Here is a 24,461-nt window from a genome sequence, read left to right as displayed (position 1 = left end):
TCAACCCAGGTCTTTCCACCACGACTTCTGCTCGGGCGGGCGCAGTCCGTCGATCCGCTGCCCCACCATCGGAACCGACATGGTCACATCGGCGGCGGCCGCCGCGTCGAGCAGGCGGGTGATCGGCTCGTCCCACGGGTGGAACGCGAGGTTGAAGGTGGCCCAGTGGATCGGGATCAGCAGCGCACCACCGACATCGAGGTGGGTGCGCACCGCCTCTTCCGGGTTCATGTGGATGTCGGGCCAGCGCTCGTCGTACGCACCGATCGGCAGCAGGGTGACGTCGAACGGCCCGTACCGGCGGCCGAGGTCGGCGAACCGCGGCGTGTATCCGGAATCTCCGCCGAAGAACACCTTCCGTCTCGCCCCGGCGATCACCCACGACGACCACAGCGTGGTGTCCCGGGCAAGTCCGCGTCCCGAGAAATGCCGGGCCTCGGTGCAGGTCAGGGTCAGTCCGGCGACCTCGGTACTCTCGTCCCAGTCGAGCTCGACGATCCGGTCGTCCGGGACGTTCCACCGCCGCAGGTGGGCGCCCACCCCGATCGGGACCACGAACACGGTGTCCCGTGTGCGGGCGAGCGTCGTGATCGTGGACTGGTCGAGGTGATCGTAGTGGTCGTGCGAGATGACGACGGCGTCGACGGCGGGCAGGTCCTCCAGGGCCATCGGCATCGGATGCATGCGCGCCGGCCCCACCACCGCAGACGGTGAAACCCGTTCGCTCCACACGGGATCGGTCAGTACGCGCCGGCCGTCGATCTCGATCAGCACACTCGCATGCCCGAGCCACGTGACCGCCAACTCGCCCGCCGCGGTCGGTGCCAGCGGCGTCGCGAGCGGAACAGAGCGTCGCGGCCGGCCCACCGCGCCGCGCGTCAGGAACGCCTTGGCGAGACCGGACTGCGACCCGGACGGAAGCGACGAACTCGGGTCGGAGTTGTGAAATCGGTTGTCGCGGTATCGCGGTGATGCCGCCGCGTAAGGTTTGATCGCCGCACGAGAGGCACCGAGCGCGGGCACCGTCCCCCACGCGGCGCGGGCCACCCACCCGGCACCTGCCGCCACCGCTGCGACCACCACTCCTCTACCGATCATCGTCCCGCCCCCTACCGGCCCCGGAATTCCGGGACGCGCTTCTCGAGGCGCGCGGCCCGCGCCTCCTGGGCATCCTCGCTGCCCCACGCCGCGTACAGAGCAGCCAACTGCTCCTCGGTCTGCGGCTCGCGGGTGCCGTCGTCGTTGAAGACCAACTTGAGGTGACGCAGCGACAGCGGTGCCAGTTCCGCGATGCTCCGCGCCCACTCGTGCGCGGTGGCCAGGTCGCCGATCTTGTTGGCCAGACCTCGAGCGAAAGCCTCTTCCGCCGAGAGCATCTCGGCGCCAAGCAACATCGTCCGCGCGGGACCACCACCCACGAGTGACACCAGTCGACGCACCGTCCACTTGTCCACCGTGATGCCCAGCTTCGTGGCCGGGATGCCGAACCTCGCCTCGGGCGCGACCACCCGCAGGTCCGACGCGAGCGCGAGCTGCGTACCGGCCCCGACCGCAGGTCCGTTGACCGCGGCGATCACCGGGACGGGGATCGAATCGATCGTGTGCAGCATTCCGAGCAGATGATCGGTGAAACCCTCGGCGTAGACGTCGCCCGACAGGTCCGCACCCGCGCAGAATGCGGTGCCCTGGCCGGTGAGCACGATGACCCGGGCCTCCTCCACGACGGCCTTCTCGAGAGCCTCACGCAGGGCGATGCACAACTCGGTGTTCAGGGCGTTGCGTCGATCCGGACGCTGCAACTCGAGCGTGACCACATGGCCGTCACGGCTGGTCCCGATCATCTGGCTCCACTCGCTTTCTCGGGTGCGGGGTGCCGTCCCCTCTGGACGGTCCCCGGCGGGCGCGATCCGAACAGTACCTGTAACGCAGCATCCACAGACACGCCGAGCTCCGTGGAACAACGAAGCCGTCGCGAGCGTTGCGGCAGATTCAGGCTATGACAGAACGGAGCGGGATGGACACCGAGCTCGAGGTGGTCGTGATCGGAGCCGGTCAGGCCGGACTGTCCACCGCGTATCACCTGCGCCGAAGCGGCCTCGCGCCGGAAGGCGAGTTCGTCGTCCTCGATCACGCACCGGGGCCCGGTGGGGCGTGGCAGTTCCGGTGGCCTTCGCTGACCCTGCGGACCGTCAACGCCGTGCACGACCTGCCCGGCATGGCGTTCGCCGAGACACTCGGGCCGGACACCGACAGCGTGCGCGCCGCCGAGGCGGTCCCCCACTACTACGACCTCTACGAGAAACGGTTCGAACTGCCCGTGCACCGCCCGGTGCACACGACCGTGGTGTGCGACCGCGGCGAGCGGCTGGCCGTCGAGACCTCCGAGGGGACGTTCCTGACGCGCGGGCTCGTCAACGCCACCGGAACCTGGGAGCGACCCTTCGTCCCGTCGGTGCCCGGCGCCGAACGGTTCGAGGGCCGGCAGCTTCACACCCGCGACTACCGCTCGGCGCGCGAGTTCGAGGGTGAGCACGTGATCGTCGTCGGCGGCGGGATCTCCGCGGTCCAGCTGCTCGACGAGATCTCGACCGTCACGACCACCACCTGGGTGACCCGGCGCGAGCCGCAGTTCCGCGAGGAACCGTTCACACCCGAGACAGGCCGTGACGCAGTCGCGCTCGTCGAGGACCGGGTACGTCGCGGGCTCCCACCGGGTTCGGTGGTGTCGGTGACCGGACTGCCCCTCACCCCGGCGATCCGGGCAGCCCGTGAACGCGGCGTTCTGGATCGGCTGCCGATGTTCTCCGAGATCACCGAGACCGGGGTCCAATGGGCCGATGGAACGGAACAGCGCGCCGACGTCATCCTGTGGTGCACGGGTTTTCGTTCGTCACTCGACCACCTCGCACCCCTGCGTCTGCGCGGGCCCGGCGGCGGCATCACGATGACCGGCCGCCTCGCGACGCAGGTCGTCGCGGACCCACGTGTGCACCTGGTGGGCTACGGTCCGTCGGCTTCGACGATCGGCGCGAACCGCGCCGGCCGCGCCGCGGCACGTGAACTGACCCGGTTCCTGAAGGGCTGAACCGCGGTCGTTCAGCTGTCGGACTTGACGATCGGCGGGATCTCGTAGCTGCCATCGAGCACCGCCTCGTGCGGAATGTACATGCGCAGCAACGGCCGGAAGGGTCCGGTCGGGGTGGGCAGCCAATTGGCGCGCGCGGTCGGATCGGTCGGCTCCGTCGCGCTCAGCGTCAGGGTGAGCGAGCCGTCGTCGGCGTAGACCAGGCCGGGTGTGCGGTCCCCGATCGAGTACCGCTCGATCGGGTTCGCCACCAGGTAGAAGTGCGGCATGCTGTACATGGTGATCGACCAGAACGCGTCCACCGGCGGCGTCGGCGCGAAAGTGATCGTGTATGTGTGATCCCCGGTCAACTGGTCACCCGCTGAGTCCGTGAAGATCTGGCTGTACGCGGCCTCGTAGCCGTGATTGCCCCACAGCCCACCCATCGCAGCGGCCGAGCGCAGCTTGATTGCCTTGGCCCGGTCCGAGATTCGCCATTCCGGACTGTCGATGGTTCCGACCTCGAAGAAGTCGTCGTTGTAGTCGAAGATGTGGAACGCCTGATGCCATCCGTTCACGACGGCCGCGTCCGCGCCGGACGACAGCGCCGCCTCGATCATGGCTCGTCCCTGCGCCGCACCCTCCACGAGGAGCTTCGCCAGGTCCGGATCGGCGTTCACGTACGGCGACGGACCGCGCTCGAGCAAACCCAGCGGCGCGAACGCCTGCTGCAGCGCGACATCCCGCGGGGCCGGCGGGAACGCCTGCAGGTACAGCCGCAGCCGCTCCCAGAACATCAGCTCCTCGGGAACCGCGGGATCCGGTTCCGGCAAGCCTTCCGGATCCCTCGTGGCGAGAGGCACCAGCGAGATCTCCTCCTGCAGTTTGCGCACGCGATCGACGTCGTCGGGGCCCTCGCAGGCCCACCGCCCGACGATCGACACGATCCGCGTCGAGCAGTGCACCGAGGTGGCGTCGGCGGGGAGTTCACCCGGCCAGCCCGGCGGAACCAGCACGTAGCGGCCGGCGTTCGTGCCCGTCGCCCGCTTGCCGATGTAGGCGAAGTTGTTGGTCCACGCGTCGACGAACTGGAGGACGAAGTACGCGTCCGCGGTGTCGGGCACGTCCAGGATCAGCGGCCCGACGCTGAGGTCGAGCTGTGCCATCGAGTAGATGGTGTCGTTGTTGATCGAGACGAACTCTTCGTCGGGTCCGGCCAGTCCCGGTGCGTGACTGAAGGAATTGAAGGGTGTCGCGGAATTGGCACCCACACCCGTCGTCACGAACCGCTCCACCTGCGACAGGTTGAACACCGGAGCGAACCCGTAGACGAACGCACTGACAACCGACTCGACGCTGACCGTCGAATCCGAACCAACTGCCGAATCTCCACTCGGGTGGGTCATGTCGCCCATTCCACCACCACTGCCGCGAGTGCGCTCGCTATCCGGAAATATTGCAGTCATCATGGTCTGGTGACCGGTTTTCCCGCGTGGGCCCGAAGCCTGGATCTCCTGCCGCATCCCGATGGCGGTTGGTACAGCGAGACGTGGCGAAGCGACATCGAGTTACCCGGCGTGGCACTGCCCAACATGTTCGGCGGGGCGCGGTCGGCCGGGACCGCGATCCTCTTCCTGCTCGAACCCGGCCAACAGTCCAAGTGGCACACGGTGCGCGGCACCGAGATCTGGCTGTACCACCGGGGCAGTCCGATGGCACTCGAGTTCGGCGGCGACGGTGGCGCACCCGGACCGGTCACGACGCATGTTCTCGGACCGGACATTTCGTCCGGTCAGCGCCCACAGGTGGTAGTGCCCCCACGCCACTGGCAGCGGGCCCGACCGATCGGGGACGAGGCCGGACTCGTCAGCTGCATCGTCGTGCCGGGGTTCGACTTCGCCGACTTCCGGCTCGAGGGGCAGGACTACCCGGTGCCCGATCCCACGCGGTACTAGGTCGTCCTCGGTCGCCGCACGCGCGAATCGGCACCCGACGATCAATTCGATTGCGCCCGAGACTCTCCCGCTGAAGAATCTGAGGGACGAACGGCGACCTTCCTCGGGGGCGACTCCTGTCTCGTCCGATACCGATTCGACCGGAGCAGGATCCGACATGACGACATTCTCGCGAGCCATCGACGACTACTGGCGCGCGCAGTTCTCCACTGGGCGCGTCCTGTGCAGCAGTGATTCGTTCCGCATCACCACCAACCCCGATCTCGACGAGGACAATCGCATCTCGGTTCTGACGACGACGGACGGGAACGTCTCGGTGGCGCTGACCCCGCCCCTCGCCGACGATCTCGGGTTGAGCCACGGACGCGACCTCGACGAGGCGACCTTTCGGCAATTGCTGCGCCGGGCAGGCGTCGGCCTGAACGGAGCCGACAACGTCTTCTACTTCTCGGAGGCCGGGCGGCGAGCGCTGACGGACCCGACGACAGATCGTGTCGACGACACCGTGCGCCGCCTCACCGCCGCGGATGCCGAGTTGTTCGCGACCTTCGAAGCGTCAGCGTCCGAGGAGGACATGGACGACGCCTACGTGAAACTCGACCACTGGGCGGTGTTCGGATCGTTCGAGGACGAACGTCTCGTGGGTGCCGGAAGCATGTATTCGTGGGACGAGGCGGAGATCGCGGACTTCGGGGTACTGACATTGGCACCCTTCAGAGGGAAGGGTCATGCCCGCCGGCTGGTGCGGGCGATGAGCAGGTACGCGTACGGCGAGGGCTACGAGCCGCAGTACCGGTGTCAATTCGACAACCAGGCATCCGTGGCGGTGGCCGAGGCCGCGGGACTGACACTCTTCGGAACGTGGGAGGCGGAGCCGGAAGATTGATAGGTCATTCGTATCTATGAGATAGATCCCATAGATTTGAACTATCCATGAATGTTGATTAACCTCTCGAATGTCTGGTTCCAACTTCGACGAACAGAGGTTCACATGGCCCTGATCAACAAGCAGATCAAGCCCTTCACCGCGACCGCGTACAAGGACGGGGCGTTCATCGACGTCAACTCCGACGACATCACCGGCAAGTGGGCGATCTTCTTCTTCTACCCGGCCGACTTCACCTTCGTCTGCCCGACTGAGCTCGGCGACCTCGCCGATCACTACGAGGAGCTGCAGCGCCTCGGTGTCGAGGTCTTCTCGGTGTCCACCGACACCCACTTCACGCACAAGGCGTGGCACGACTCCTCCGAGACCATCGGCAAGATCAAGTACGCGATGATCGGCGACCCGACCCTCGAGATCAGCACCAACTTCGAGGTGCTCCGTGAGGGCCAGGGCCTGGCCGACCGCGGCACTTTCCTGGTCGACCCCGACGGCGTCATCCAGTTCACCGAGGTCACCGCGGAGGGCATCGGCCGCAACGCTGCCGAGCTGCTGCGCAAGGTCAAGGCCGCGCAGTACGTCCGCTCGCACCCGGGCGAGGTCTGCCCGGCCAAGTGGGAAGAGGGCGAAGAGACCCTCGCTCCGTCGCTGGACCTCGTCGGCAAGATCTGACGTAGTCACACGGCCGCACGGGCCCGGACTTTCCGGGCCCGTGCCCCAGGGCCCGATGTCCCCGTGGCGCAGTCAGTACCGCCACCAACATCGTTCGGACCGCAGAGCCAGGTCCACCTCCCGATCACAGTCCTTCCATGGATGGAGTAGATCCGCATGCTCGACGCCTCGCTTGCCGGCCAACTGAAGTCCCTTCTCGAGAGGCTGACCCTGCCGATCGAGCTCGTGTCCTCCCTCGATGACGGACCCAAGTCGACCGAACTCGCCGAACTGCTCACCGAGATCGCCGCGATGTCGGACAAGATCACCTACGAGCGTCGCGACGACGACGCACGCCGTCCGTCGTTCGCGATTCGCCGCAGCGGCACCGACATCGAGGTCCGCTTCGCCGGCATCCCCCTCGGCCACGAGTTCACCTCGCTCGCTCTCGCGCTGCTCCAGGTCGGCGGCTACCCGTCGAAGGAAGCGCCCGAGTTGCTCGAGCAGGTCCGCAACCTCGAGGGTGACTTCCACTTCGAGACCTACTTCTCGCTGTCCTGCCAGAACTGCCCGGACGTCGTGCAGGCGCTGAACCTGATGTCCGTGCTCAACCCGCGCGTCAGCCACGTCGCGATCGACGGCTCCCTGTTCCAGGACGAGGTCGAAAGCCGCCAGGTCATGGCGGTGCCGACCGTGTACCTCAACGGCGAACTGTTCGACTCGGGCCGGATGACCCTCGAGCAGATCATCGGCAAGCTCGACGTCGGCGCCGCGGATCGTGCCGCTGCCGCGATCGCGGAGAAGGACCCCTTCGACGTGCTCGTCGTCGGAGGTGGACCGGCCGGTGCCGCCGCCTCGATCTACGCCGCGCGCAAGGGTATTCGCACGGGCCTCGCCGCCGAGCGTTTCGGCGGTCAGGTGCTCGACACGATGGCGATCGAGAACTACATCTCCGTGCCGTACACGGAGGGCCCGCAGTTCGGCTCGGCGCTCGAGAACCACGTCCGCCAGTACGACGTCGACATCATGAACACCCAGCGTGCCGCGAAGCTCGTGCCGGCGGTCACCGAGAACGGCCTGGTCGAGGTCGAACTGGAGAGCGGCGCTTCGCTGCTCGCCCGGACGGTGATCCTGTCGACCGGTGCACGCTGGCGCGCGATGAACGTGCCCGGCGAGACCGAGTACCGGAACAAGGGTGTCACGTACTGCCCGCACTGCGACGGACCGCTCTTCAAGGGCAAGCGCGTCGCCGTGATCGGCGGCGGCAACTCCGGCGTCGAGGCCGCGATCGACCTCGCGGGCGTCGTCGAGCACGTCACGCTCGTCGAGTTCGACTCGGTGCTGCGTGCCGACGAGGTGCTGCAGCGCAAGCTGCGCAGCCTGCCCAACGTGGACATCCTGATGAGCACCCTCACCACCGAGGTCCTCGGGGATGGCAACAAGGTCACCGGACTGACCTACCAGGACCGCACGACCGACGAGTCGCACACCCTCGAGCTCGAGGGCGTCTTCGTCCAGATCGGCCTGCTGCCCAACACCGAGTGGCTGGCCGGGAGCGTCGAACTGTCGGCTCGCGGCGAGATCGTCATCGACGAGCGCGGCCAGACCTCGGTGCCCGGTGTGTTCGCCGCCGGCGACTGCACCACCGTGCCGTTCAAGCAGATCGTGATCGCTGCCGGCGCCGGCGCGACCGCGGCGCTGTCGGCGTTCGACCACCTCATCCGCACGAGCGCCCCGGCCGAAGGTTCGGCCGCCGCGGTCGGGTAGGAGCCGCCGGATCGATCGGAACCCCGAGCCCCGGAGCAGTCGCATTGCGGCCGCTCCGGGGCTCGGATTCGTTGCGGGAACACCTGTTCCGGGAGAATCGTCGGGCCGTCGAGCGCATAGGGGCAGGACCCTGACTGCCCGTCACATCAGTTCCATGAGAATGTCGGCGCGGGGATAGTAGTCGGTGGCCACGGGAAGCTGGGAGCGTTCGGTTCGGACGAATCCTGCCTGCTCGTAGAGGTAGAGGGCCGACGCGAGCCTGCTACTGGTGCCGAGGAACAGGCGTGAACCTCCAAGGTCGCGGGCGCGTTGGATGGCGGCGGTGAGGAGCTGCCGTCCGATGCCGCGGCCCTGGGCCGCCCGGCGCACGCCCATCTTCGCCAGTTCGACGACACCGCCCGGATATGCGATCAGAGCGACGCAGCCGAGAGCTGCCCCACCGTCGGGGTCGCGGGCGATCAATACATCGCCCCCGCGCTCGACGATCCGTCCGACCGGGTCCGCCAGAAGCGCCCGTTCCGTGTCCTCGAGGCTGAAGTACTGCGTGACCCACTCCTCGCTGATCTCCCGGAATGCATCTGCGTCCTCCTGCGTGGCGATCGATGCGATCGCAATCGGTCCAGACGGGGTCCCCATGATCAGTGCATCCTCTCTCTTCGCTTCCGGCCAAGCTTCGCGCCACGAGTATCGATATGTCCAATAAGCGTCACCACGCCGATTCGATAAGTTCCATGTATGGATCAGCGCGTCGAGCTACGGCATCTCCGCTACTTCCTCGTCCTGGCGGAAGAACTCCACTTCGGGCAGGCCGCATTCAGATTGGGCATCGCCCAGCCGGCCCTCTCCCAGCAGGTCAAACAGCTCGAGAAGCTCATCGGCGTCCCGCTGTTCGACCGGACATCGCGCAAAGTCCGCCTCACCGACGCCGGAGCGGCACTCGAACCACGGGCGCGGGAGCTCCTCGCACGGCTGTCATCGGATCTGGAGGAGGCCCGCCGCGTCGGCCGGGGCGAGGCCGGGCGCCTCGAGGTGGCTTTCATCAACTCGGCGACCACAATCGTCAGCGATCGCCTTCGGGCATTCGCTCACAGCTTCCCCGACGTTCAGGTCAAGCTGCGCAACGGATTCACCGTCGACGTGCTGGATGCCCTCGAACGAGGCACGACTGACGTCGGAATCGTCCGCGATCCCGAAAGCCGTACCGGAATCGACCTCCGTCTCCTCGAGGTTGAACGGTTCGTCGCAGTGCTTCCGGCAACGCACGCCCTGGCAACGGCCCCGACCGTGCGGGTCGACCAGTTCTCGACCGAGCCGCTGATCCTCTATCCGCGCTCCGGCGGAACCCGCGCATTCGAGATCAATACTCAGCCGTTCCGCGACGCCGGCGTCGACGTCGTTGTTGCGCAGGAGTGCTCGGACTGGCCCACCATCATCGCGCTCGTCGCGGCCGGCCTCGGCGTCACGCTTGCCCCCTACAGCGTCACCGGTCAGCTGCCGCCCGGCGCTGTGCGATGCGAGCTGGACGGCCGACGGCAGCACGTGAGTCAGATCTTCCTGGCCAGCCGAGCGGGAGACACGCGTCCGCTCGTCCGGTCTTTCATCACAGCCACGGGGTGGGAATCGGATCGCGGAAGCGACGAGCACGCCGAGCCGGCACACAGCATTCCCTGACGCTGACCTTCGATGCCGACGATCTGCACCTACTCGTCTACCGGGAACGCCCGGATTCTCGATCGCGCCGCAAGGATCAGAACCGCGCCACCGCACACCGATGACGAGACGAACGTGGAAACAGCCAGGGACCATGACTGTGCCGCGGTGGTGGCAGTCAACACCCACCTCCCCGTTTCATCCGAGTGTGCCATCGAGCAGGGCCGGGTCTTCTCGAAGTCCGTAGTCGACGCGCTCACGCTCGGCACTGTCGGGTCGGTCCGCAAGACCAGGACACCCCAGGCGGCGCACAGGACGGAAAGGCACATTCGAGACGAATACGCTCAAACGCCCTGTTGTGGAGATGATTTCGCTCGAGCACGCGCCACTCGTGCGAGCATGGGAGCACACGTCCGGGGCGCTGCCGCGCAGAGCGGGTGCCTCGGATCGTCCACCGAATTGAGGGGTAGGGAAGGATGGGAGCTTCCGAAAGCGACGCACTGTTCGATGCCCTTTTGGAGTCTGCCCAGCGGCTGTCCTTCGATTCGAGGAGTCCGCGGGTCTACGAACCCGAACCGGGCGACGACGAACGCCATGGCATGACACCGCAGTGGTCACCCCTGTTCGGCACCCCCATGTGGGACGCCATGTCCGAGTCCGAGCGCGTCCGACTCACCAGAAGCGAAGTAGCACAGTTCCTCGGCGTCGGCATCTGGCTGGAGGTGGGCTTGCAGGTGGCCCTGCTGAGGGCGAGCCACAGCGCGAACCCGGCACGACCCGACGTCAAATTCCTTTTCAACGAATGCGCGGACGAGAACCTGCACTCGTTGATGTTCGCCAGTGCCATCGAGAGCATCGGATCACACTTCTATCCGCGTGACCGCATGCTCGACTTCTTCGGCTGGGTGTTCCGACACATCATCTGGGACGAAGTGGCGTACGGAATTGTCCTCGCCGGCGAGGAGATGTTCGACGTCATGCAACGTGACTGGATGTCCAGCGATGACGTCGCGGCACCGATTCGCCGTACCGCCTACATCCACGTCATCGAAGAGTCCCGGCACATGACGTATGCGCGTCAGAAGATCCGTGATCGATTGATCGGGCTCTCCCGCTTCAGACGAATGGTGAGCACACTGCTCATCGCAGTGGGAATGCATCTCATCGCGAAGAGCCTGATCAATCGCCGGGTATACGAGGACCTCGGCCTCGAGTGGGATGTCGTGAGATCGAACATCGATGAAAACGAACACCATCGGATGACGTTCCGGAACGCCGCGGAGCCGTTCATCGACTTCCTCAGCAAAGAAGGACTGCTGAACGGCGGCGCTCGATGGATCTACCGAAAGTCGAACCTTCTCTGAGCAGGAGTCCTCGTGGCCCACGTCATCCTGGGGCATTGCTGTAAGGATGCCTCGTGTGTGCGGGTATGCCCGCAGAACTGCATTCATCCCGCCCCCGGTGAGGAAGGCTTCGCCTCCGTCGAGACGCTCCACATCGACCCCGCCTCGTGCATCGACTGCACTGCATGCGTCGACGCCTGCCCGGCCTCGGCCATCAAACCCGAGCATGCGCTGACCCAGACCGAACGCCGGTACGCCACCCGCAACAGGGAGTTCTTCACGCGGGCCCCCGCCGCGCCGCGCACCCGACCGCGCACCGTCTTCGAACTGCCGCTGGCACGCCCGAGCGACAGACTCGAGATCGCCGTCGTCGGGTCGGGGCCGGCCGCAATGTACACCGTTCGCGAACTGCTGCGGCGATCGACGTCGATCCGTGTCACCGTCTACGAGCGGGACGACGCCGTCGGGGGCCTCCTGCGCCGGGGCGTGTCCCCCGACCACGTCGGTGTGCGCCAGATGATCCGCCTGTTCGACGTGCCCTTCCGCGACGACCGCGTCACGATCGTTCCCGGCACGGAGGTCGGCGTGGACATTTCGATCGACGAACTCCGCGCGAAATTCGATGCCGTCGTAATCGCCTGCGGAGCATCCCAGCCGCGCCCCATCGGCCCCACCACCGTCGACGGCGTCTACCAGGCCATCGGCCTCCTGGTCGCCGAGAACTGCGCGTCGTCGGGCTACCACCCACCCGCGCTCGCCGGACCTACGTGCGTCGTGATCGGCGCCGGGAACGTCGCCTTCGACGTCGTCCGGTGGGTCGCGAGGACCCGCCACCGTGTTTCCGCGGGCGAACAGGTCACAGAACTGGTGGTCCTGTCGCGGTCCGCTCCGGAGAACGCCTCGTTCACGGCGTCTGCATTCGACGAGCTGGTCGACCTCGAGCACGCCGAGGTGCTGATCGACGGCGCCGGCATCGCGCCCCGCGCCGGCGCGGACAGCCCGCTGCTCCGCGAGCTGTCGCGCCTGCCTTCCGCTGATGTCCGCGGCAGAAACGCCCAGCCGACCGACACCACCGGTCCACTGCGAATCGTCTTGTCGTTCGGACAAGAGGTGGCCGATGTCGCCGAGACCGACCTCGGCGCCGTCACGGTCACCACGACCGCCGGCCGGACCTTCCACGCGGACTCCGCGATATGCGCCACCGGGTTCACCACCAAACGGATCGACGGTGTCCCGCTCGACAACCGCGGGGTCGTCCCCAACCACCAAGGGCGGGTGATCTCCCACGAGACCGGCGAACCGGTCGAGGGTCTGTACGTCGTCGGCTGGGCGAAACGAGGCGCGTCCGGCGGCGTCGGCGACAATCGCACCTGCGCGGCCGAAACCGTGACCCAACTCGCCGTGGACCTCCGCTCACGGGTGTGACGTCGGGTCGACTTGCCGCTAGTCGTCGAAGCCGAGCTCGACGGAGCGGGTGAGGGCAGCGTTCAGAGCGTCGGCGTCGAGGACGAGGGTCCGCAGGGCATTCGCGGCGACGAGCAGGGCGTCGAGATCGTTGCCGTAGACGCTGACCATGCCGGCCTCCGGGTCGAACCCGACCACATCCAGAGCCGACGGGGCCTGGTCGGTGAGCACCGCACGCAGCGCACCGGAGAAGTCGTATCCGGAACCTTCGATCCCGTGCGCCTCGAGCGCCGACCGATGCTGGTGGTACTCGGGACCCCCGGGCGAGTAGATGATGCTCGAGCTGCTGATGCCGGACACGAGGCGGATCGGTTCGAGGGCGTCGAAATCGTCAGGGTCTGCCATACGCAGGACCGTACCGAAGTCCTCCGACACCTTCGTCACACCTCGACGAGCGCCCCCAGCCACAGCCGGACCGTCGTACGTAGCCGTGCGGCAAGATGATCCGCACCGGCGACGGTGACCGACCGCGATCCGTACGTCAGATCGAACAACAGACCTTCGAGCAGGCTGATGAAATCGTGGGCAGCCGTTCGGGGATCGGTCGCACCGAGCGCCGACATCAACCCCGTCGCCAACTCCACCGAGAACAGGCACGAACCGAGTGCCACGCGCAGTTCCTCGTCCGCTGCCGCGTCCACCGCGAGCGCGTAGCGGGCGAGGACGTCGCGGCGCCGATCGGTGAGCAAGCGGTGGAGCTGATCCGCGGTCAGTTCGGCCGCCGCGTCCGCCGACGGATTCCCCTCGGCAACATACACATCCGAGAACGCGGCCCGTGACCGCTCGGCCAGCCGGCGCACCGCCGCGGTCACGAGCGCATCCCGCGTGCGGAAGTAGTACGAGGTGGACCCCTTCGCCAGCCCCAGGTGCCGGTCGATCGCCTGATGGGTGACGGCGTGGTTACCCCCCTCTGCCGCGAGGTCCAGGGCGGCCTCGCAGATCGATTCGCGACGGGACGGACGGTGACTCATGTCTCCATCCTGTCAGACTCTACGATGTTAGAGTTTCGCCTGTGAAACTGTTCCGGCGCACCCGGCCCCCCGTCCTACAGATTCCACGCGGCACGTTCGACGAGGCCGCCCGCGCAAGCGGATTCGCGCTCGACGCTCGGCAGCGGCATGCCGCCGCGGAACTGGAGGCCGCCGACGGGCGCTGGGTCTACCTGTGGGGGCCCGTCGGCCGCGGCAAGAGTTGGTTGATGGACACGTACTTCGCGGCCGTGCCGACGGACCACAAACTCCGGGTCCACTTCCACGGGTTCTTCCTCGCCCTGCATTCGTCGATCACGAAGCATCGCTACGACCTCCGCACGGGACTCGACGCCCTCCTCGGTGACGTCCGACTCCTGTGCTTCGACGAATTTCACGTGCACGACATCGGCGACGCCAAATTTCTCGAACGCCTGCTACCGGCCCTGCTCGATCGCGGGGTCATGCTCGTGGTGACGTCCAACCATCCACCCGAGGCCCTGCTGCCCAATCCGCTCTTCCACGACGCGTTCGTGCCCACGATCGCGCTCATCGAGCGAACAATGACCGTCGTGACCGTGGACGGAGCCCAGGACTACCGGACCGTGACGGGCCCCCACGACACTGGTTTCGCCGCGGGCATCTTGGCGACGGGCGGCGATCCGGGGCAACTGGAACGCCTGGGCCTGACCCGGCCTCTACCCGGCGAGAGTCGACTACTGCGGCCGTCCGGGCATCCGATCGAGGCTCTCCGCACCGACCCCGACTGTCTGTGGTTCCGATTCGCGGACTTGTGCGGCGCCACCACCGCGCCCGCCGACTACCTCGCGCTCGCGCGGTCGTACGGGAACTGGGTCGTGAGCGAGGTACCCACGCTGCAGGACGCGGGCCGGGACGCGAGCCAACGGTTCGTCAATCTCGTCGATGTCTTGTACGACAACGACATCCCGGTGGTCTTCCTCGCAGACGAGCAGTTCTTCGAGGCCACCGGAATCGATTGTCCCGCAGCGGACATCGAGCGGGTCACGAGCAGGCTGCGGCAACTACGGTCCGCCCCGGCGGCCCCGGCGCCGCTGTCCGAGGAATTCGCCGAGAGGTGAGTGCACCTCGCCCTCTCGTCCGGGTATGAATCGGCGGGTGAATCTCGCAGGCTGTGGCCCGATCGGGACAATCACAGCTTCCTCGTCGGTATTGTGCGGGCCCATATGCCGCCGTCACAGGACGTTCGGTGCGGGGATGTGCACACTCCGAAGGGGAGGACGATTCGCATGAGGAATTCGACGGTCGGGCGAGGACGGGTTCTCGCGGCCGCGGTGGTCGTGTCCGCCGCGTCGCTGCTCGCGGTACCGGCGACGGCGTCGGCCGACAGCGGCGCCACAGCCGTCTCGGCCACGTCCGGGGCCTACGTGGTCAAGACCACCAAGAACTCCGACCGCAAGGTCACCCTCTCGGTGTACTCACCGTCGATGGGCCGCAACATCCCGCTCGAGGTCATCACACCCGCGGACACCAGCGCGCCGCGCCCGACGCTGTACCTCCTCAACGGCGCCGGCGGCGGCGAGGACTCGGCAACCTGGCAGCGTCAGACCGACGTGATGAACTTCTTCAAGGACAAGAACGTCAACGTCGTCACCCCGCTCGAGGGTGCCTTCAGCTACTACACCGACTGGCAGAAGGACGACCCGAAGCTCGGCCGCCAGAAGTGGCAGACGTTCATGCTCGAGGAGCTTCCGCCGGTCATCGACGAGGCGTTCGGCACCAACAAGGTCCAGTCCATCGCGGCGATCTCCATGACGGGAACGTCGGTGCTCAACTACGCGATCGCCAAGCCCGGCTTCTACAAGAGCGTCGGCTCCTACAGCGGCTGCGCCGAGACCAGCACCTGGGCCGGCCAGAACGCGATCCAGATGGTGACCGGGGTGCGGGGTGGCGTCGACGTCACCAACATGTGGGGTCCGCTCAACGGTCCGGGTTGGGTGGCGAACGACCCCGTCGTCAACGCCGATAAGCTCCGCGGGACCGAGCTCTACGTCAGCACCGGGTCCGGCCTGCCCGGACCCCATGAGACGCTCGACGGTCCCGGTATCGGCGGTCGCCCGTTCGCGCTGGCCAACCAGGCCGTCGTCGGCGGCGTCATCGAGGCGGCCACCAACTACTGCACCCACAACCTCGCGTACCGCCTCGCCGACCTGAAGATCCCGGCCACCTTCGACTTCAAGCCCACCGGCACCCACTCGTGGGGCTACTGGCAGGACGACCTGCACAACTCCTGGCCGATGATCGCCCGCTCGATGGGTATCTAGCCCGGAACCGACAACTCCGGCCGTCGACCGCAGATTCGCGGTCGACGGCCGGAGTCGTCTACGGGTCAGTTGTGGGCGGGCACGGATTCGTCACCGGCAGCCTCGGGAACTTCCCGAACCGCTTGCTCCTTACGGGGGTTGACGAAGAAGAGGACCACCGCGAAGCCGAGCATCAGGACCGCGGCCGGCAGCATCGCCGACTGCGACATGGCCGTCGCGAACGGCTCCCGCACGATCTCCGGCAACTGGCCGCCCTGGAAGTGCGCCTCACCGGCCGACACAGCGCCGCCGCCGACGCCGAGCGTCGACATCTCCGCGGTGATCCGCGAGGTCATGAGCGCACCCATCGCGGCGCTACCGAGGACGGCACCGACCTGACGGGTGGTGTTGTAGACGCCGGAGCCGGCACCCACGTGCGACATCGGCAGGTTCCGCGTCGCGGTTGCCGAGAGCGGCGCCCAGATGAACGCGTTGGACGCGCCGATGATCGCCATCGGGATCAGGATCTGCCAGACCGGCGTGGTCGGGGTGAGCTCGAGCGCCAGCCAGAAGGCGGACAGCGCGAACAGCAGGAAGCCCGGGCCCGCGATGTAGCGCGGATGCGCCTTGTCGACGAGACGTCCGACGAACGGCGCGAGAATGCCGGTCACGATCGCCATCGGTGCCATGAGCAACGCCGACCGCGTCGGCGAGAGACCGGTCACGCTCTGCGCGTAGAACATGAACGGCAGCATGACCGAGGTGATCGAGAATCCCATCGTCGCGATGCCGAGGTTCGCGACCGAGAAGTTCCGATCCTTGAACAGCCCCAACGGAACCAGCGGTTCGTTGCGGTTGATCTTCTGCCAGTACACGAACGCGGCCATCACCACGACGCCGGCGCCGATCAGGCCCCACGTGCGGCCGTCCCAGTCGTACGAGTTGCCCTCCTGCAGACCGAAGACGATGCAGAACAAGCCGATCGCACTGAGTGCGACGCCGATCAGGTCGAACTTGTGGTTGTTCGTCGGCAGCGACGGAACCAGGCGCCATGCGAGGACGAAAGCGACGACGCCGACCGGGACGTTGACGATGAAGATCCACTGCCAGCCGAGGTTGTCGACGAGCACACCGCCGAGGATCGGGCCGACCAGCGTCGCGACGCCGGCGACCGAACCCCACAGACCCATTGCGGTGCCGCGCTTGTCGGGCGGGAAGATCCGGGTGATGACGGCCATCGTCTGCGGCGTCATCATGGCCGCACCGAGGCCCTGGAAGACGCGGGCGACGATGAGCATCTCGACCCCGCCGGACAGACCGCACCACAGGGACGCGAGGGTGAACACGACCAGACCGGTGAGGTACAGGTTCTTGGGTCCGAACCGGTCGCCGAGACGCCCGGTAACCAGGAGCGGCACCGCGTACGCGAGCAGGTAGGCACTCGTCACCCAGACGACCGCATTGACGTCGGTGTTCAGGTCCGCGGTGATGACCGGGTTGGCGACGGCGACGATCGTGCTGTCGACGAGGATCATGAAGAAGCCCAGACAGAGGGCCCACAGGGCCGGCCATGGCCGGAAGTCGGTTTTCATCGGTTGCCCTTCTGGTCTGCGAGCCTGGCGGACTCGAGGAGTTCGTCGGTCACCCACGGGATGTCACCGCTGCGGATGCGGTCGGCGAGAGTGCGCAGCCAGTCGATTTCGGCCTGCGTCATCGCCCGGGTGTACGAGAACGGGATGGTGAACAGCTCCGGAACCTCTCGCCCCCGAGCGAACTCGAACAGTTCGTCGAGCTCGGCGAGTTCGGCGACGAGCGCCTCGATCCGGCGGTCGAGCAGGTTGAGCGCCTCGCCCGACTCGAGGTTGTGCAGTTCGGCGAGCCCGAGCGTGAGCTGGGGGTACTCGGGTGCCGGAGCCGCGACGATCTCGGCGACCCGCTCGCGCACCGCGCCTCGTCCCGCGACGGTGATCTCGTAGGTGGTCCGCTCGGGCCGGTTGCCCTGCCGATCGGTTCCCAGCACCGCCACCAGTCCGTCGCGTTCGAGACGCTCGACTGCGTGGTACAGCGAGCCGGGGCGAACCTTGACGATGCGGTCCTTCCGGCGGGTGACGAGGAGTTGGTACATCTCGTACGGATGCATCGGGCGCTCGAACAGCAGCGCCAGCACCGAAATGCCGAGGGGTGTGGCGGACCGTGGCAGCACCGTCACCACCCCACTTCCACATGAAATATTCCGCGTGGAATATACGGCTCCCGGAACCGGCCGGGCAATGCCGTTCACCGTCTGTGACAAGGAACACCCGTCAGCCGAACGTCTCCGGGTTCGGGCCGAGCCGGCCGTCGGGCGAGTCGAGCGAACCGATCGCGAACATGTCCTCGGCGCTCAATTCGAAATCGAAGACGTCGAAATTGCTCGCGATGCGGGCCGGCGTCACCGACTTCGGGATGACGACGTTGCCGAGCTGGATGTGCCAGCGCAGGACGATCTGTGCCGGTGTGCGGCCGTGGGCGTCGGCCAGTGCGCGGATCGTCGCATTCGAGAGGGTGGTCCCCTGCCCCAGCGGGCTCCACGCCTCCGTCACGATTCCCATGTCGGCGTGCACCGAGCGCAGCTGCGACTGCTCGAACTCCGGATGCAGTTCCACCTGGTTGAGCACGGGCGTCTCCCCGACCGCCTCGACCAGCCGCTCGAGGTTGTGCGCGGTGAAGTTCGAGACGCCGATCGACCGGATCCGGCCGTCGGCCTTCAGCTGCTGGAACGCCTTGAACGAGTCGACGTACCGATCCTGCGCGGGCGCGGGCCAGTGGATCAGATACAGGTCGAGGTAGTCGAGTCCCAGCCGGGCCAGGCTGTCGTCGAACGCCCGCAATGTCGAGTCGTAGCCCTGGTCGGCATTCCACAGCTTGGTGGTGACGAACAGGTCCTCGCGATCGAGCCCGGATTCCGCGAGCGCACGACCGGTTCCGGTCTCGTTCTCGTAGATGCGCGCGGTGTCGATGCTTCGATATCCGACCTTCAATGCCTCGGCGACCGCGGCGTACGCCTGGTCGTCCGGAACCTGGAACACCCCGAACCCCAACTGCGGAATCGAATTGCCGTCGCCCAGCGCTATCGCGGGTACTGAACCTGTGGAAGTCATACGAGGGGCAACCAGCGCGAGGCCCCCGCGTGTTCCCGCGATCTCAGAAAGTGGACCACACCGTTTCGTTGCGCGACTCCTACGGCTGGGCCTACGTTCGATCCGAGTGGTCTGATCTCCGAGAGGGGCGGGCAATGAACCTCGGCTACCGGTTGGCGTACCGGCTCGGATTCACCCCGTGGGAGCGCGCCGGGCGCCGAACATTCTCCGCGCAACTCGCGGCACTGCTCGACGGCGTCGCCCCTCCCGCGGCAGGCGCGAAGGCCCTCGACCTCGGCTGCGGCACCGGCGATCACTCGATCCAGCTCGGAATCCGCGGGTGGTCGGTCACCGCGATCGACGCGGTACCTCTCGCGATCGAGCGGGCGCGCGCGAAGCTTCCCATCGCCGGCGCCGACGTGAGGTTCGTCCTCGGCGATGTCACCAACCTGCCCGCGTACGTCGACAGCGGATACACCCTCGCGATCGACGTCGGCTGCTTCCACGGTCTGAGCGACGACCAGCGCACCGCGTACGGCAACGGGCTGGGCGCGGTCACCGAGCCGGGCGCGCAGCTCCTGATGTTCTCGTTCTCGCCGGGCCACCGCGGCCCGCTGCCGCGCGGCGCGTCCCGCGGGGACGTCGAGCAGGCACTCGGCGGGTGGACCGTCATCGGGGACGATGCGATGGACACGTCCGAAGCTTCGGGCATCCTCGCGATGGCCAAGCCCCGCTTCTTCCGACTCGTCCGCGACTGACCCGATCGGAACATTTCGCAATGCGAACGGGTTGTCGTCGAGGTGACGACCACGCTCTCCGTACTCGACTTGTCCCCCATCGCCAAGGGATCCACCGTCGGCCAAGCGCTCCGCAACACCCTCGAGCTGGCCCGCGCCACCGAGAAGCTCGGCTACCACCGCTTCTGGCTTGCCGAACACCACTCGATGCCGGGCATCGCCAGCTCGGCTCCGGCGGTGATGATCGGACAGGTCGCCGCCGTCACCGACACCATCCGGGTCGGCTCGGGCGGGGTGATGCTCCCCAACCACGCCCCGCTCGTCGTCGCCGAACAGTTCGGCACCCTCGACGCGCTGTACCCGGGCCGGGTCGACCTCGGCATCGGCCGCGCACCCGGCACCGACCAGGTGACCGCGCACGCACTGCGCCGGCAGGCCGACCCGCTGGGCGCCGACGAGTTTCCGCAGCAGCTCGCGCACCTGCGGGCGTTCTTCGACGACGGCTTCCCCGCCGACCACCCGTACGCGGCGATCACCGCCGTCCCCGGCCTCGGCGCGAAGGTCGCGGTCTGGCTGCTGGGGTCGAGCACCTACAGCGCCCAGGTCGCGGGCATCCTGGGACTGCCGTTCGCGTTCGCGCGGCACTTCTCCCCCGCGCAGACCATGCCCGCCCTGCACGCCTACCGGGAGTCGTTCCGCCCCTCCGAGATTCTCGACGAGCCGTACGCGATGGTCACGGTGACGGTGATGGCGGCGGACGACGACGAACGCGCCCGCTACCTCGCCGCGCCGATGAGGCTGTCGATGGCGCGGCTGCGGGCCAACGACCCCGACCAGTTCCCCAGCCCCGAGGAGGCTGCGGCGAATCCGCTGACGCCGGAACAGGAACGGCTCATCGCGGGGTCGTCGTCGGCATACATCGTGGGCGGACCGCGGAAGGTGCACGACGAACTCGATGAGCTCGTCGAGTTGACCGGCGCGGACGAGATCATGATCGGTTCGACGATGTTCGACCTGGCCGACCGGGTCCGCAGCTACGAGATCTGTGCGGACTGGGCCGGTCGCGACTGACCGCACTCGCTCCGGTCGCGGTCACATCGCGTCGTGTCCGGTCAGTTGGCGTCCGATGATGAGCTTCTGGACCTGGCTGGTGCCCTCGTACAGGGTGAGTACCCGCGCATCGCGCAGGTACTTGCCCATCGGGTACTCGTCGATGAAGCCGTAGCCGCCGAAGACCTGCAGGCAGTTGTTCGTCACCCGGACCGCGGTCTCGCTGGCGGCGAGCTTGGCCATCGACGAGGGCAGCGTCAGTTCCTTCGCGGTGGCGCCCTGGTCCACCAGGGACGCCGCCCGCCAGGTGAGCAGCCGAGCCGATTCGATGTCGACCGCAGAGTCGGCCAGCAGCTCCTGGACCAGCTGCTTGGACGCGATCGGGGCACCGAACTGGGTGCGCTCGGTCGAGTACTTCACCGCCGCGTCGAGGGCGGCCTGCGCCACGCCGACGCTGCCGGCGGCAACCGAGATCCGGCCCTTCGCCAGCGCCGACAGCGCGATCCCGAAGCCCTTCCCGACCTCGCCGAGCCGCGCCGAGTCGGGCACCCGGACGCCCTGGAACGACAGCCCGGCAGTGGCCTGCCCCCGCAGCCCGAGCTTGCCGTGGATGACGTTGGCCTCGAAGCCGATCGAGTCGGTCGGCACCAGGAACGCCGTGACTCCCCGACTGCCGTCGTCGGACGTGCGGGCGAAGACCAGCGCCACGTCCGCCCAGGTGCCGTTGGTGATGAACATCTTCTCGCCGTCGATCACCCAGCCGTCGCCGTCGCGGCGGGCCCTGGTGCGCAGCGAACCGGCGTCCGAGCCGCTGTCCGGCTCGGTGAGCGCGAAGCACCCGAGCGAGGTGCCGCTGGTCAGCCGAGGCAGCCACTGCTGCTTCTGCGCGTCGGTGCCGTAGGCGTCGATGGTCTTGGTGACCAGACCCAGCGAGACCGAGACGATGCCGCGGACCGACGAGTCGCCGCGTCCGAGCTCCTCGCACACCAGGACGTACGACAGCATGTCGACGTCGGTGCCGCCGTACGCCTCGTCGATCGTCAGCCCGAGGAAGCCGAGCTCGCCGAGGCGCTCGACGATGCTCCGGTCGACCGACTCGGCGCGGTCCCAGTCCCTGATGTGCGGGACGATCTCCGCGTCGACGAAGTCGGCGGCCATCCGCTTGATGCTCTGCTGGGTGTCGGAGAGCGAAAAGTCCATCGCGAGATCCTTCAGTCGAAGAGTTGTTCGGGTCGTGTTCCGCTGTCGCGCAGAGACATTCCCTGCTCCGCGCGCTCCCGGAGCCATCGGCTCGCGCGGTAGCGGGGATCGTCGGTGTAGTCGAGGAGTCCGTCGAGAATCCGCAGCACGACCGTCGGCCCGTGCGCCTCTCCCAGTTCCAGTGGGCCACTGGGGTACCCGAGCCCCGATCGGGCCGCGACGTCGATGTCGTCGGGCCGGCCGATGCCCTGCTCGGCGATCGCGCACGCGAGGTTGACGATGCTCGCGAGCACGCGCTGGGCCACCGGCGCCGGGCCGTCGGCGGTGACGGTGACCGCGCGCCCTGTCGCGGCGAGAACACCGAGTGCCGCGCGGCCCGCCTCGGGATCGAGCCTCGCCGGCACCGTCACGGTGAGCCGTGTGCCGGCGATCGACAGCGGGTCGATGCCGACTGTTCGGGAAGCGTCGAGACCGGCTCGCGCCGCGGTGCGGTAGGTCGGTTCGCCGACCGGCAGCACGACGGTCACCGAGTCTGCGGTGGGCTTGTCGACGACGTCGGCTCCACCCGCCCGCAGCACCGCCGCGAACTCCGGATGGTCGTGCACGTAGATCCGTGTCGCCGCGGCGTCCGGATTCAGCGTCGGCTCCGGCGGAACCTGTTGCCGCCCATCGACGTAGCGGTAGAACCCGGCACCGGTCTTGCGCCCGAGCAGACCGGCCGCGACTCGCACCGCCGCGAGCGCGGACGGACGCAGCCGCGGATCGCCGTAGAACCCGGACGAGACGATCTCCATGACGGGGTGCGAGACGTCCAGACCCGTCAGATCCATCAACTCGAACGGCCCCATCTTCAGGCCCAGTGTGTCCCGGACGATCCGGTCGATGTCGACCTCGGACGCCACCTGCTCGGACAGCAGGGTCAGCGCCTCGGTCGGCAGCGCCCGCCCGATGTGGTTCACCAGGAATCCCGGTGTGTCCGTGGCGACGACGGGCCTGTGCCCCACCGCCTCGACGAACCGCAGCGCCGTGGCAACGGCGTCCGGATCGGTCCGCAGGCCGGGGATCACCTCCACCAACTTCATCAGCGGCACCGGATTGAAGAAGTGCATGCCCAGCAGTCGAGATGGCTCGTGGAGTGCCGACGCGATGGTCGTGATCGGTAACGAGCTGGTGTTGGAGGCGAGGACGGCGCCGGGAACCGCCTTCTCCAGCTGCGCGAACAGTGCCTGCTTCACCTCGAGGTTCTCGACGACCGCCTCGATCACGAGATCGACGTCGTCGGCGGCCGCGGTGGGGCTCGCCCCGCGCTCCAGACGGGCGAGTGCCGCGTCGGCCTCCTGGGCGGTGCGCTGGCCCTTCTCGACGGACCGGCGCAGCATGGTCCCGACGAAATCGAGCCCGGCGGTCACGGCGTCGTCGGAGACGTCGGTCAGCTCCACCGCGAAGCCGGCGACCACCGCGATCTGGGCGATGCCGCGTCCCATCGCGCCCGCACCGATGATGCGAATCCTTTTGGTGCCCATCATTTCCCCTCGTAGACGGCGGCGCGCTTACCCAGGAACGCTTCGATTCCCTCGGAGTGGTCGGCGGTGTCGAACAACAACTGGAACGTGGTGCGCTCGAGCTCCATCGCGGTGTTCAGCGTGGCCGCCTCGGCGTGCCGGGCGACCTTGCGGATCGCGCGCACGTTCAGCGGCGGTGCCGCCGCGATGGCGGTCGCCAACTCCACCGCGACCTCGACGGCACGGCCGTCGTCGACGATGTCGCTGACGATGCCGACCTCCCGCGCAGCGACGGCGTCGATCGGTTCGCCGGTGAGCACCATGCGCAGTGCGCGCGCCCGCCCCGCTCGCTGGACGAGCCGGCTCAGGCCACCGGCGCCCGGAATCAGCCCCACCCGGATTTCGGGCTGCCCGAACGTGGCCGAGGCCCCGGCCACCACGAAGTCGCACGCCATCGCGAGTTCGCAGCCGCCGCCGTACGCATAGCCCTCGACCGCGGCGACCACCGGAGTACCCAGTTCGTCGAGCACGGTGAAGACCCGTCCCGTGTTCAGCACGAGGTGGTCGGTGGGCGTGACGGTCGCCATCTCGGCGAGGTCGGTGCCCGCCACGAAGGACCGCTGGTCGCCCGTCAGCACGATCGCGCGCACTGCCGGGTCTGCGTCGGACTCCGCCAGCGTGGCCGCGAGCAGTTCCTTGGTCGCACGGTCGAGCGCGTTCCTCTTGGCCGGCCGGTTGATCCGGACCACGCGCACGCCCGCGCCGTCACCGGCCAGGTCCTCGTATGTCACAGGGGGTTCGTTCATCGCAATCGGGCCTCTTCGGT

General features: G+C 67.6%; 24 protein-coding genes. 12 read left to right on the top strand and 12 right to left on the bottom strand.

Annotated features, from left to right (window positions below; genetic code table 11):
- Window positions 1-1,098 (bottom strand): MBL fold metallo-hydrolase, encoded by a 1,098-nt coding sequence (locus ACQ5DX_RS02965; protein WP_430331200.1) that lies wholly within the window; start codon window positions 1,096-1,098, stop codon window positions 1-3.
- An 11-nt stretch (window positions 1,099-1,109) separates the two neighbouring features.
- A complete protein-coding gene (locus ACQ5DX_RS02960) occupies window positions 1,110-1,841 on the bottom strand; it encodes an enoyl-CoA hydratase (protein ID WP_430331199.1) in 732 nt (243 codons plus the stop codon).
- A gap of 173 nt (window positions 1,842-2,014) precedes the next feature.
- Between ACQ5DX_RS02960 and ACQ5DX_RS02955 the strand changes: the two genes are divergently transcribed.
- Entirely contained in the window at window positions 2,015-3,085 is a 1,071-nt protein-coding gene (locus ACQ5DX_RS02955) for an NAD(P)-binding domain-containing protein (RefSeq protein ID WP_430335529.1), read from the top strand.
- Between the two features lie 11 nt (window positions 3,086-3,096).
- On the opposite strand, the gene ACQ5DX_RS02950 is transcribed toward ACQ5DX_RS02955, so the two are convergent.
- Window positions 3,097-4,470 (bottom strand): DUF1254 domain-containing protein, encoded by a 1,374-nt coding sequence (locus ACQ5DX_RS02950; RefSeq protein ID WP_430331198.1) that lies wholly within the window; start codon window positions 4,468-4,470, stop codon window positions 3,097-3,099.
- 69 nt (window positions 4,471-4,539) lie between these two features.
- Here ACQ5DX_RS02950 and ACQ5DX_RS02945 point away from each other — a divergent pair, with 69 nt between their 5' ends.
- From ACQ5DX_RS02945 to ahpF, 4 genes are all read left to right on the top strand, one after another.
- Window positions 4,540-5,019 (top strand): cupin domain-containing protein, encoded by a 480-nt coding sequence (locus ACQ5DX_RS02945; protein WP_430331197.1) that lies wholly within the window; start codon window positions 4,540-4,542, stop codon window positions 5,017-5,019.
- A 157-nt stretch (window positions 5,020-5,176) separates the two neighbouring features.
- On the top strand, window positions 5,177-5,905 hold the full coding sequence (locus ACQ5DX_RS02940; RefSeq protein ID WP_430331196.1) for a GNAT family N-acetyltransferase: 729 nt from the start codon (window positions 5,177-5,179) through the stop codon (window positions 5,903-5,905).
- A 105-nt stretch (window positions 5,906-6,010) separates the two neighbouring features.
- Entirely contained in the window at window positions 6,011-6,574 is a 564-nt protein-coding gene (gene ahpC, locus ACQ5DX_RS02935) for an alkyl hydroperoxide reductase subunit C (RefSeq protein ID WP_430331195.1), read from the top strand.
- A 156-nt stretch (window positions 6,575-6,730) separates the two neighbouring features.
- Window positions 6,731-8,320 (top strand): alkyl hydroperoxide reductase subunit F, encoded by a 1,590-nt coding sequence (gene ahpF / locus ACQ5DX_RS02930; protein ID WP_430331194.1) that lies wholly within the window; start codon window positions 6,731-6,733, stop codon window positions 8,318-8,320.
- Window positions 8,321-8,461: 141 nt separating this feature from the next.
- Here the strand turns inward: ahpF and ACQ5DX_RS02925 are convergent, their stop codons facing one another.
- Window positions 8,462-8,956 (bottom strand): GNAT family N-acetyltransferase, encoded by a 495-nt coding sequence (locus tag ACQ5DX_RS02925; protein ID WP_430331193.1) that lies wholly within the window; start codon window positions 8,954-8,956, stop codon window positions 8,462-8,464.
- A 99-nt stretch (window positions 8,957-9,055) separates the two neighbouring features.
- On the opposite strand from ACQ5DX_RS02925, the gene ACQ5DX_RS02920 reads away from it, so the two are divergent.
- The 3 genes from ACQ5DX_RS02920 (at window position 9,056) to ACQ5DX_RS02910 (ending at window position 12,738) form a co-directional block, all read left to right on the top strand.
- On the top strand, window positions 9,056-9,991 hold the full coding sequence (locus ACQ5DX_RS02920) for a LysR substrate-binding domain-containing protein (RefSeq protein WP_430331192.1): 936 nt from the start codon (window positions 9,056-9,058) through the stop codon (window positions 9,989-9,991).
- A 455-nt stretch (window positions 9,992-10,446) separates the two neighbouring features.
- Window positions 10,447-11,334, top strand: coding sequence for an AurF N-oxygenase family protein (locus ACQ5DX_RS02915; RefSeq protein WP_430331191.1), 888 nt, complete (start codon window positions 10,447-10,449; stop codon window positions 11,332-11,334).
- A 12-nt stretch (window positions 11,335-11,346) separates the two neighbouring features.
- Complete coding sequence (locus ACQ5DX_RS02910) at window positions 11,347-12,738, top strand: FAD-dependent oxidoreductase (RefSeq protein WP_430331190.1); 1,392 nt, start codon at window positions 11,347-11,349, stop codon at window positions 12,736-12,738.
- 18 nt (window positions 12,739-12,756) lie between these two features.
- Here the strand turns inward: ACQ5DX_RS02910 and ACQ5DX_RS02905 are convergent, their stop codons facing one another.
- Both ACQ5DX_RS02905 and ACQ5DX_RS02900 read right to left on the bottom strand, forming a co-directional pair.
- Entirely contained in the window at window positions 12,757-13,122 is a 366-nt protein-coding gene (locus tag ACQ5DX_RS02905; RefSeq protein ID WP_430331189.1) for an Imm51 family immunity protein, read from the bottom strand.
- Between the two features lie 35 nt (window positions 13,123-13,157).
- On the bottom strand, window positions 13,158-13,748 hold the full coding sequence (locus ACQ5DX_RS02900; RefSeq protein WP_430331188.1) for a TetR/AcrR family transcriptional regulator: 591 nt from the start codon (window positions 13,746-13,748) through the stop codon (window positions 13,158-13,160).
- A gap of 41 nt (window positions 13,749-13,789) precedes the next feature.
- Here ACQ5DX_RS02900 and zapE point away from each other — a divergent pair, with 41 nt between their 5' ends.
- Together zapE and ACQ5DX_RS02890 are read left to right on the top strand one after the other, a co-directional pair.
- Window positions 13,790-14,845, top strand: a complete 1,056-nt coding sequence (zapE, locus tag ACQ5DX_RS02895; protein WP_430331187.1) for a cell division protein ZapE — start codon at window positions 13,790-13,792, stop codon at window positions 14,843-14,845.
- A 168-nt stretch (window positions 14,846-15,013) separates the two neighbouring features.
- The gene (locus ACQ5DX_RS02890; protein ID WP_430331186.1) at window positions 15,014-16,048 is read left to right on the top strand and encodes an alpha/beta hydrolase; all 1,035 of its coding nucleotides are present in this window, start codon (window positions 15,014-15,016) and stop codon (window positions 16,046-16,048) included.
- Between the two features lie 65 nt (window positions 16,049-16,113).
- Here ACQ5DX_RS02890 and ACQ5DX_RS02885 read toward each other — a convergent pair whose 3' ends face one another.
- The 3 genes from ACQ5DX_RS02885 to ACQ5DX_RS02875 all read right to left on the bottom strand — a co-directional run bounded on the left by ACQ5DX_RS02885 (window position 16,114) and on the right by ACQ5DX_RS02875 (window position 19,167).
- A complete protein-coding gene (locus ACQ5DX_RS02885) occupies window positions 16,114-17,619 on the bottom strand; it encodes a DHA2 family efflux MFS transporter permease subunit (protein WP_430331185.1) in 1,506 nt (501 codons plus the stop codon).
- A complete protein-coding gene (locus tag ACQ5DX_RS02880; RefSeq protein WP_430335528.1) occupies window positions 17,616-18,230 on the bottom strand; it encodes a PadR family transcriptional regulator in 615 nt (204 codons plus the stop codon). Before ACQ5DX_RS02880 ends, ACQ5DX_RS02885 begins: the two co-directional genes overlap by 4 nt.
- Before the next feature lie 100 nt (window positions 18,231-18,330).
- A complete protein-coding gene (locus tag ACQ5DX_RS02875) occupies window positions 18,331-19,167 on the bottom strand; it encodes an aldo/keto reductase (RefSeq protein WP_430331184.1) in 837 nt (278 codons plus the stop codon).
- Between the two features lie 134 nt (window positions 19,168-19,301).
- Here ACQ5DX_RS02875 and ACQ5DX_RS02870 point away from each other — a divergent pair, with 134 nt between their 5' ends.
- Both ACQ5DX_RS02870 and ACQ5DX_RS02865 read left to right on the top strand, forming a co-directional pair.
- Entirely contained in the window at window positions 19,302-19,904 is a 603-nt protein-coding gene (locus tag ACQ5DX_RS02870) for a class I SAM-dependent methyltransferase (protein WP_430331183.1), read from the top strand.
- A gap of 42 nt (window positions 19,905-19,946) precedes the next feature.
- Entirely contained in the window at window positions 19,947-20,954 is a 1,008-nt protein-coding gene (locus tag ACQ5DX_RS02865; RefSeq protein ID WP_430331182.1) for an LLM class flavin-dependent oxidoreductase, read from the top strand.
- A 21-nt stretch (window positions 20,955-20,975) separates the two neighbouring features.
- On the opposite strand, the gene ACQ5DX_RS02860 is transcribed toward ACQ5DX_RS02865, so the two are convergent.
- Genes ACQ5DX_RS02860 through ACQ5DX_RS02850 form a run of 3 tightly spaced genes read right to left on the bottom strand, consistent with a single transcriptional unit; the run spans window position 20,976 to window position 24,441 of the window.
- Window positions 20,976-22,133 carry an acyl-CoA dehydrogenase family protein gene (locus ACQ5DX_RS02860; RefSeq protein ID WP_430331181.1) on the bottom strand — a complete coding sequence of 386 codons (1,158 nt, stop codon included), beginning with the start codon at window positions 22,131-22,133 and terminating at the stop codon, window positions 20,976-20,978.
- Between the two features lie 11 nt (window positions 22,134-22,144).
- On the bottom strand, window positions 22,145-23,659 hold the full coding sequence (locus tag ACQ5DX_RS02855; protein ID WP_430331180.1) for a 3-hydroxyacyl-CoA dehydrogenase: 1,515 nt from the start codon (window positions 23,657-23,659) through the stop codon (window positions 22,145-22,147).
- Window positions 23,656-24,441, bottom strand: coding sequence for an enoyl-CoA hydratase-related protein (locus ACQ5DX_RS02850; RefSeq protein WP_430331179.1), 786 nt, complete (start codon window positions 24,439-24,441; stop codon window positions 23,656-23,658). Before ACQ5DX_RS02850 ends, ACQ5DX_RS02855 begins: the two co-directional genes overlap by 4 nt.
- Window positions 24,442-24,461: the final 20 nt, after the last annotated feature.

Origin of the sequence: Rhodococcus sp. ACT016 (assembly GCF_050477185.1) — a bacterium.
Classification (GTDB): Bacteria; Actinomycetota; Actinomycetes; order Mycobacteriales; family Mycobacteriaceae; genus Prescottella.
The sequence above is the reverse complement of the archived record's forward strand: the minus strand, read 5'-3'. Positions and strand labels throughout refer to the sequence as shown.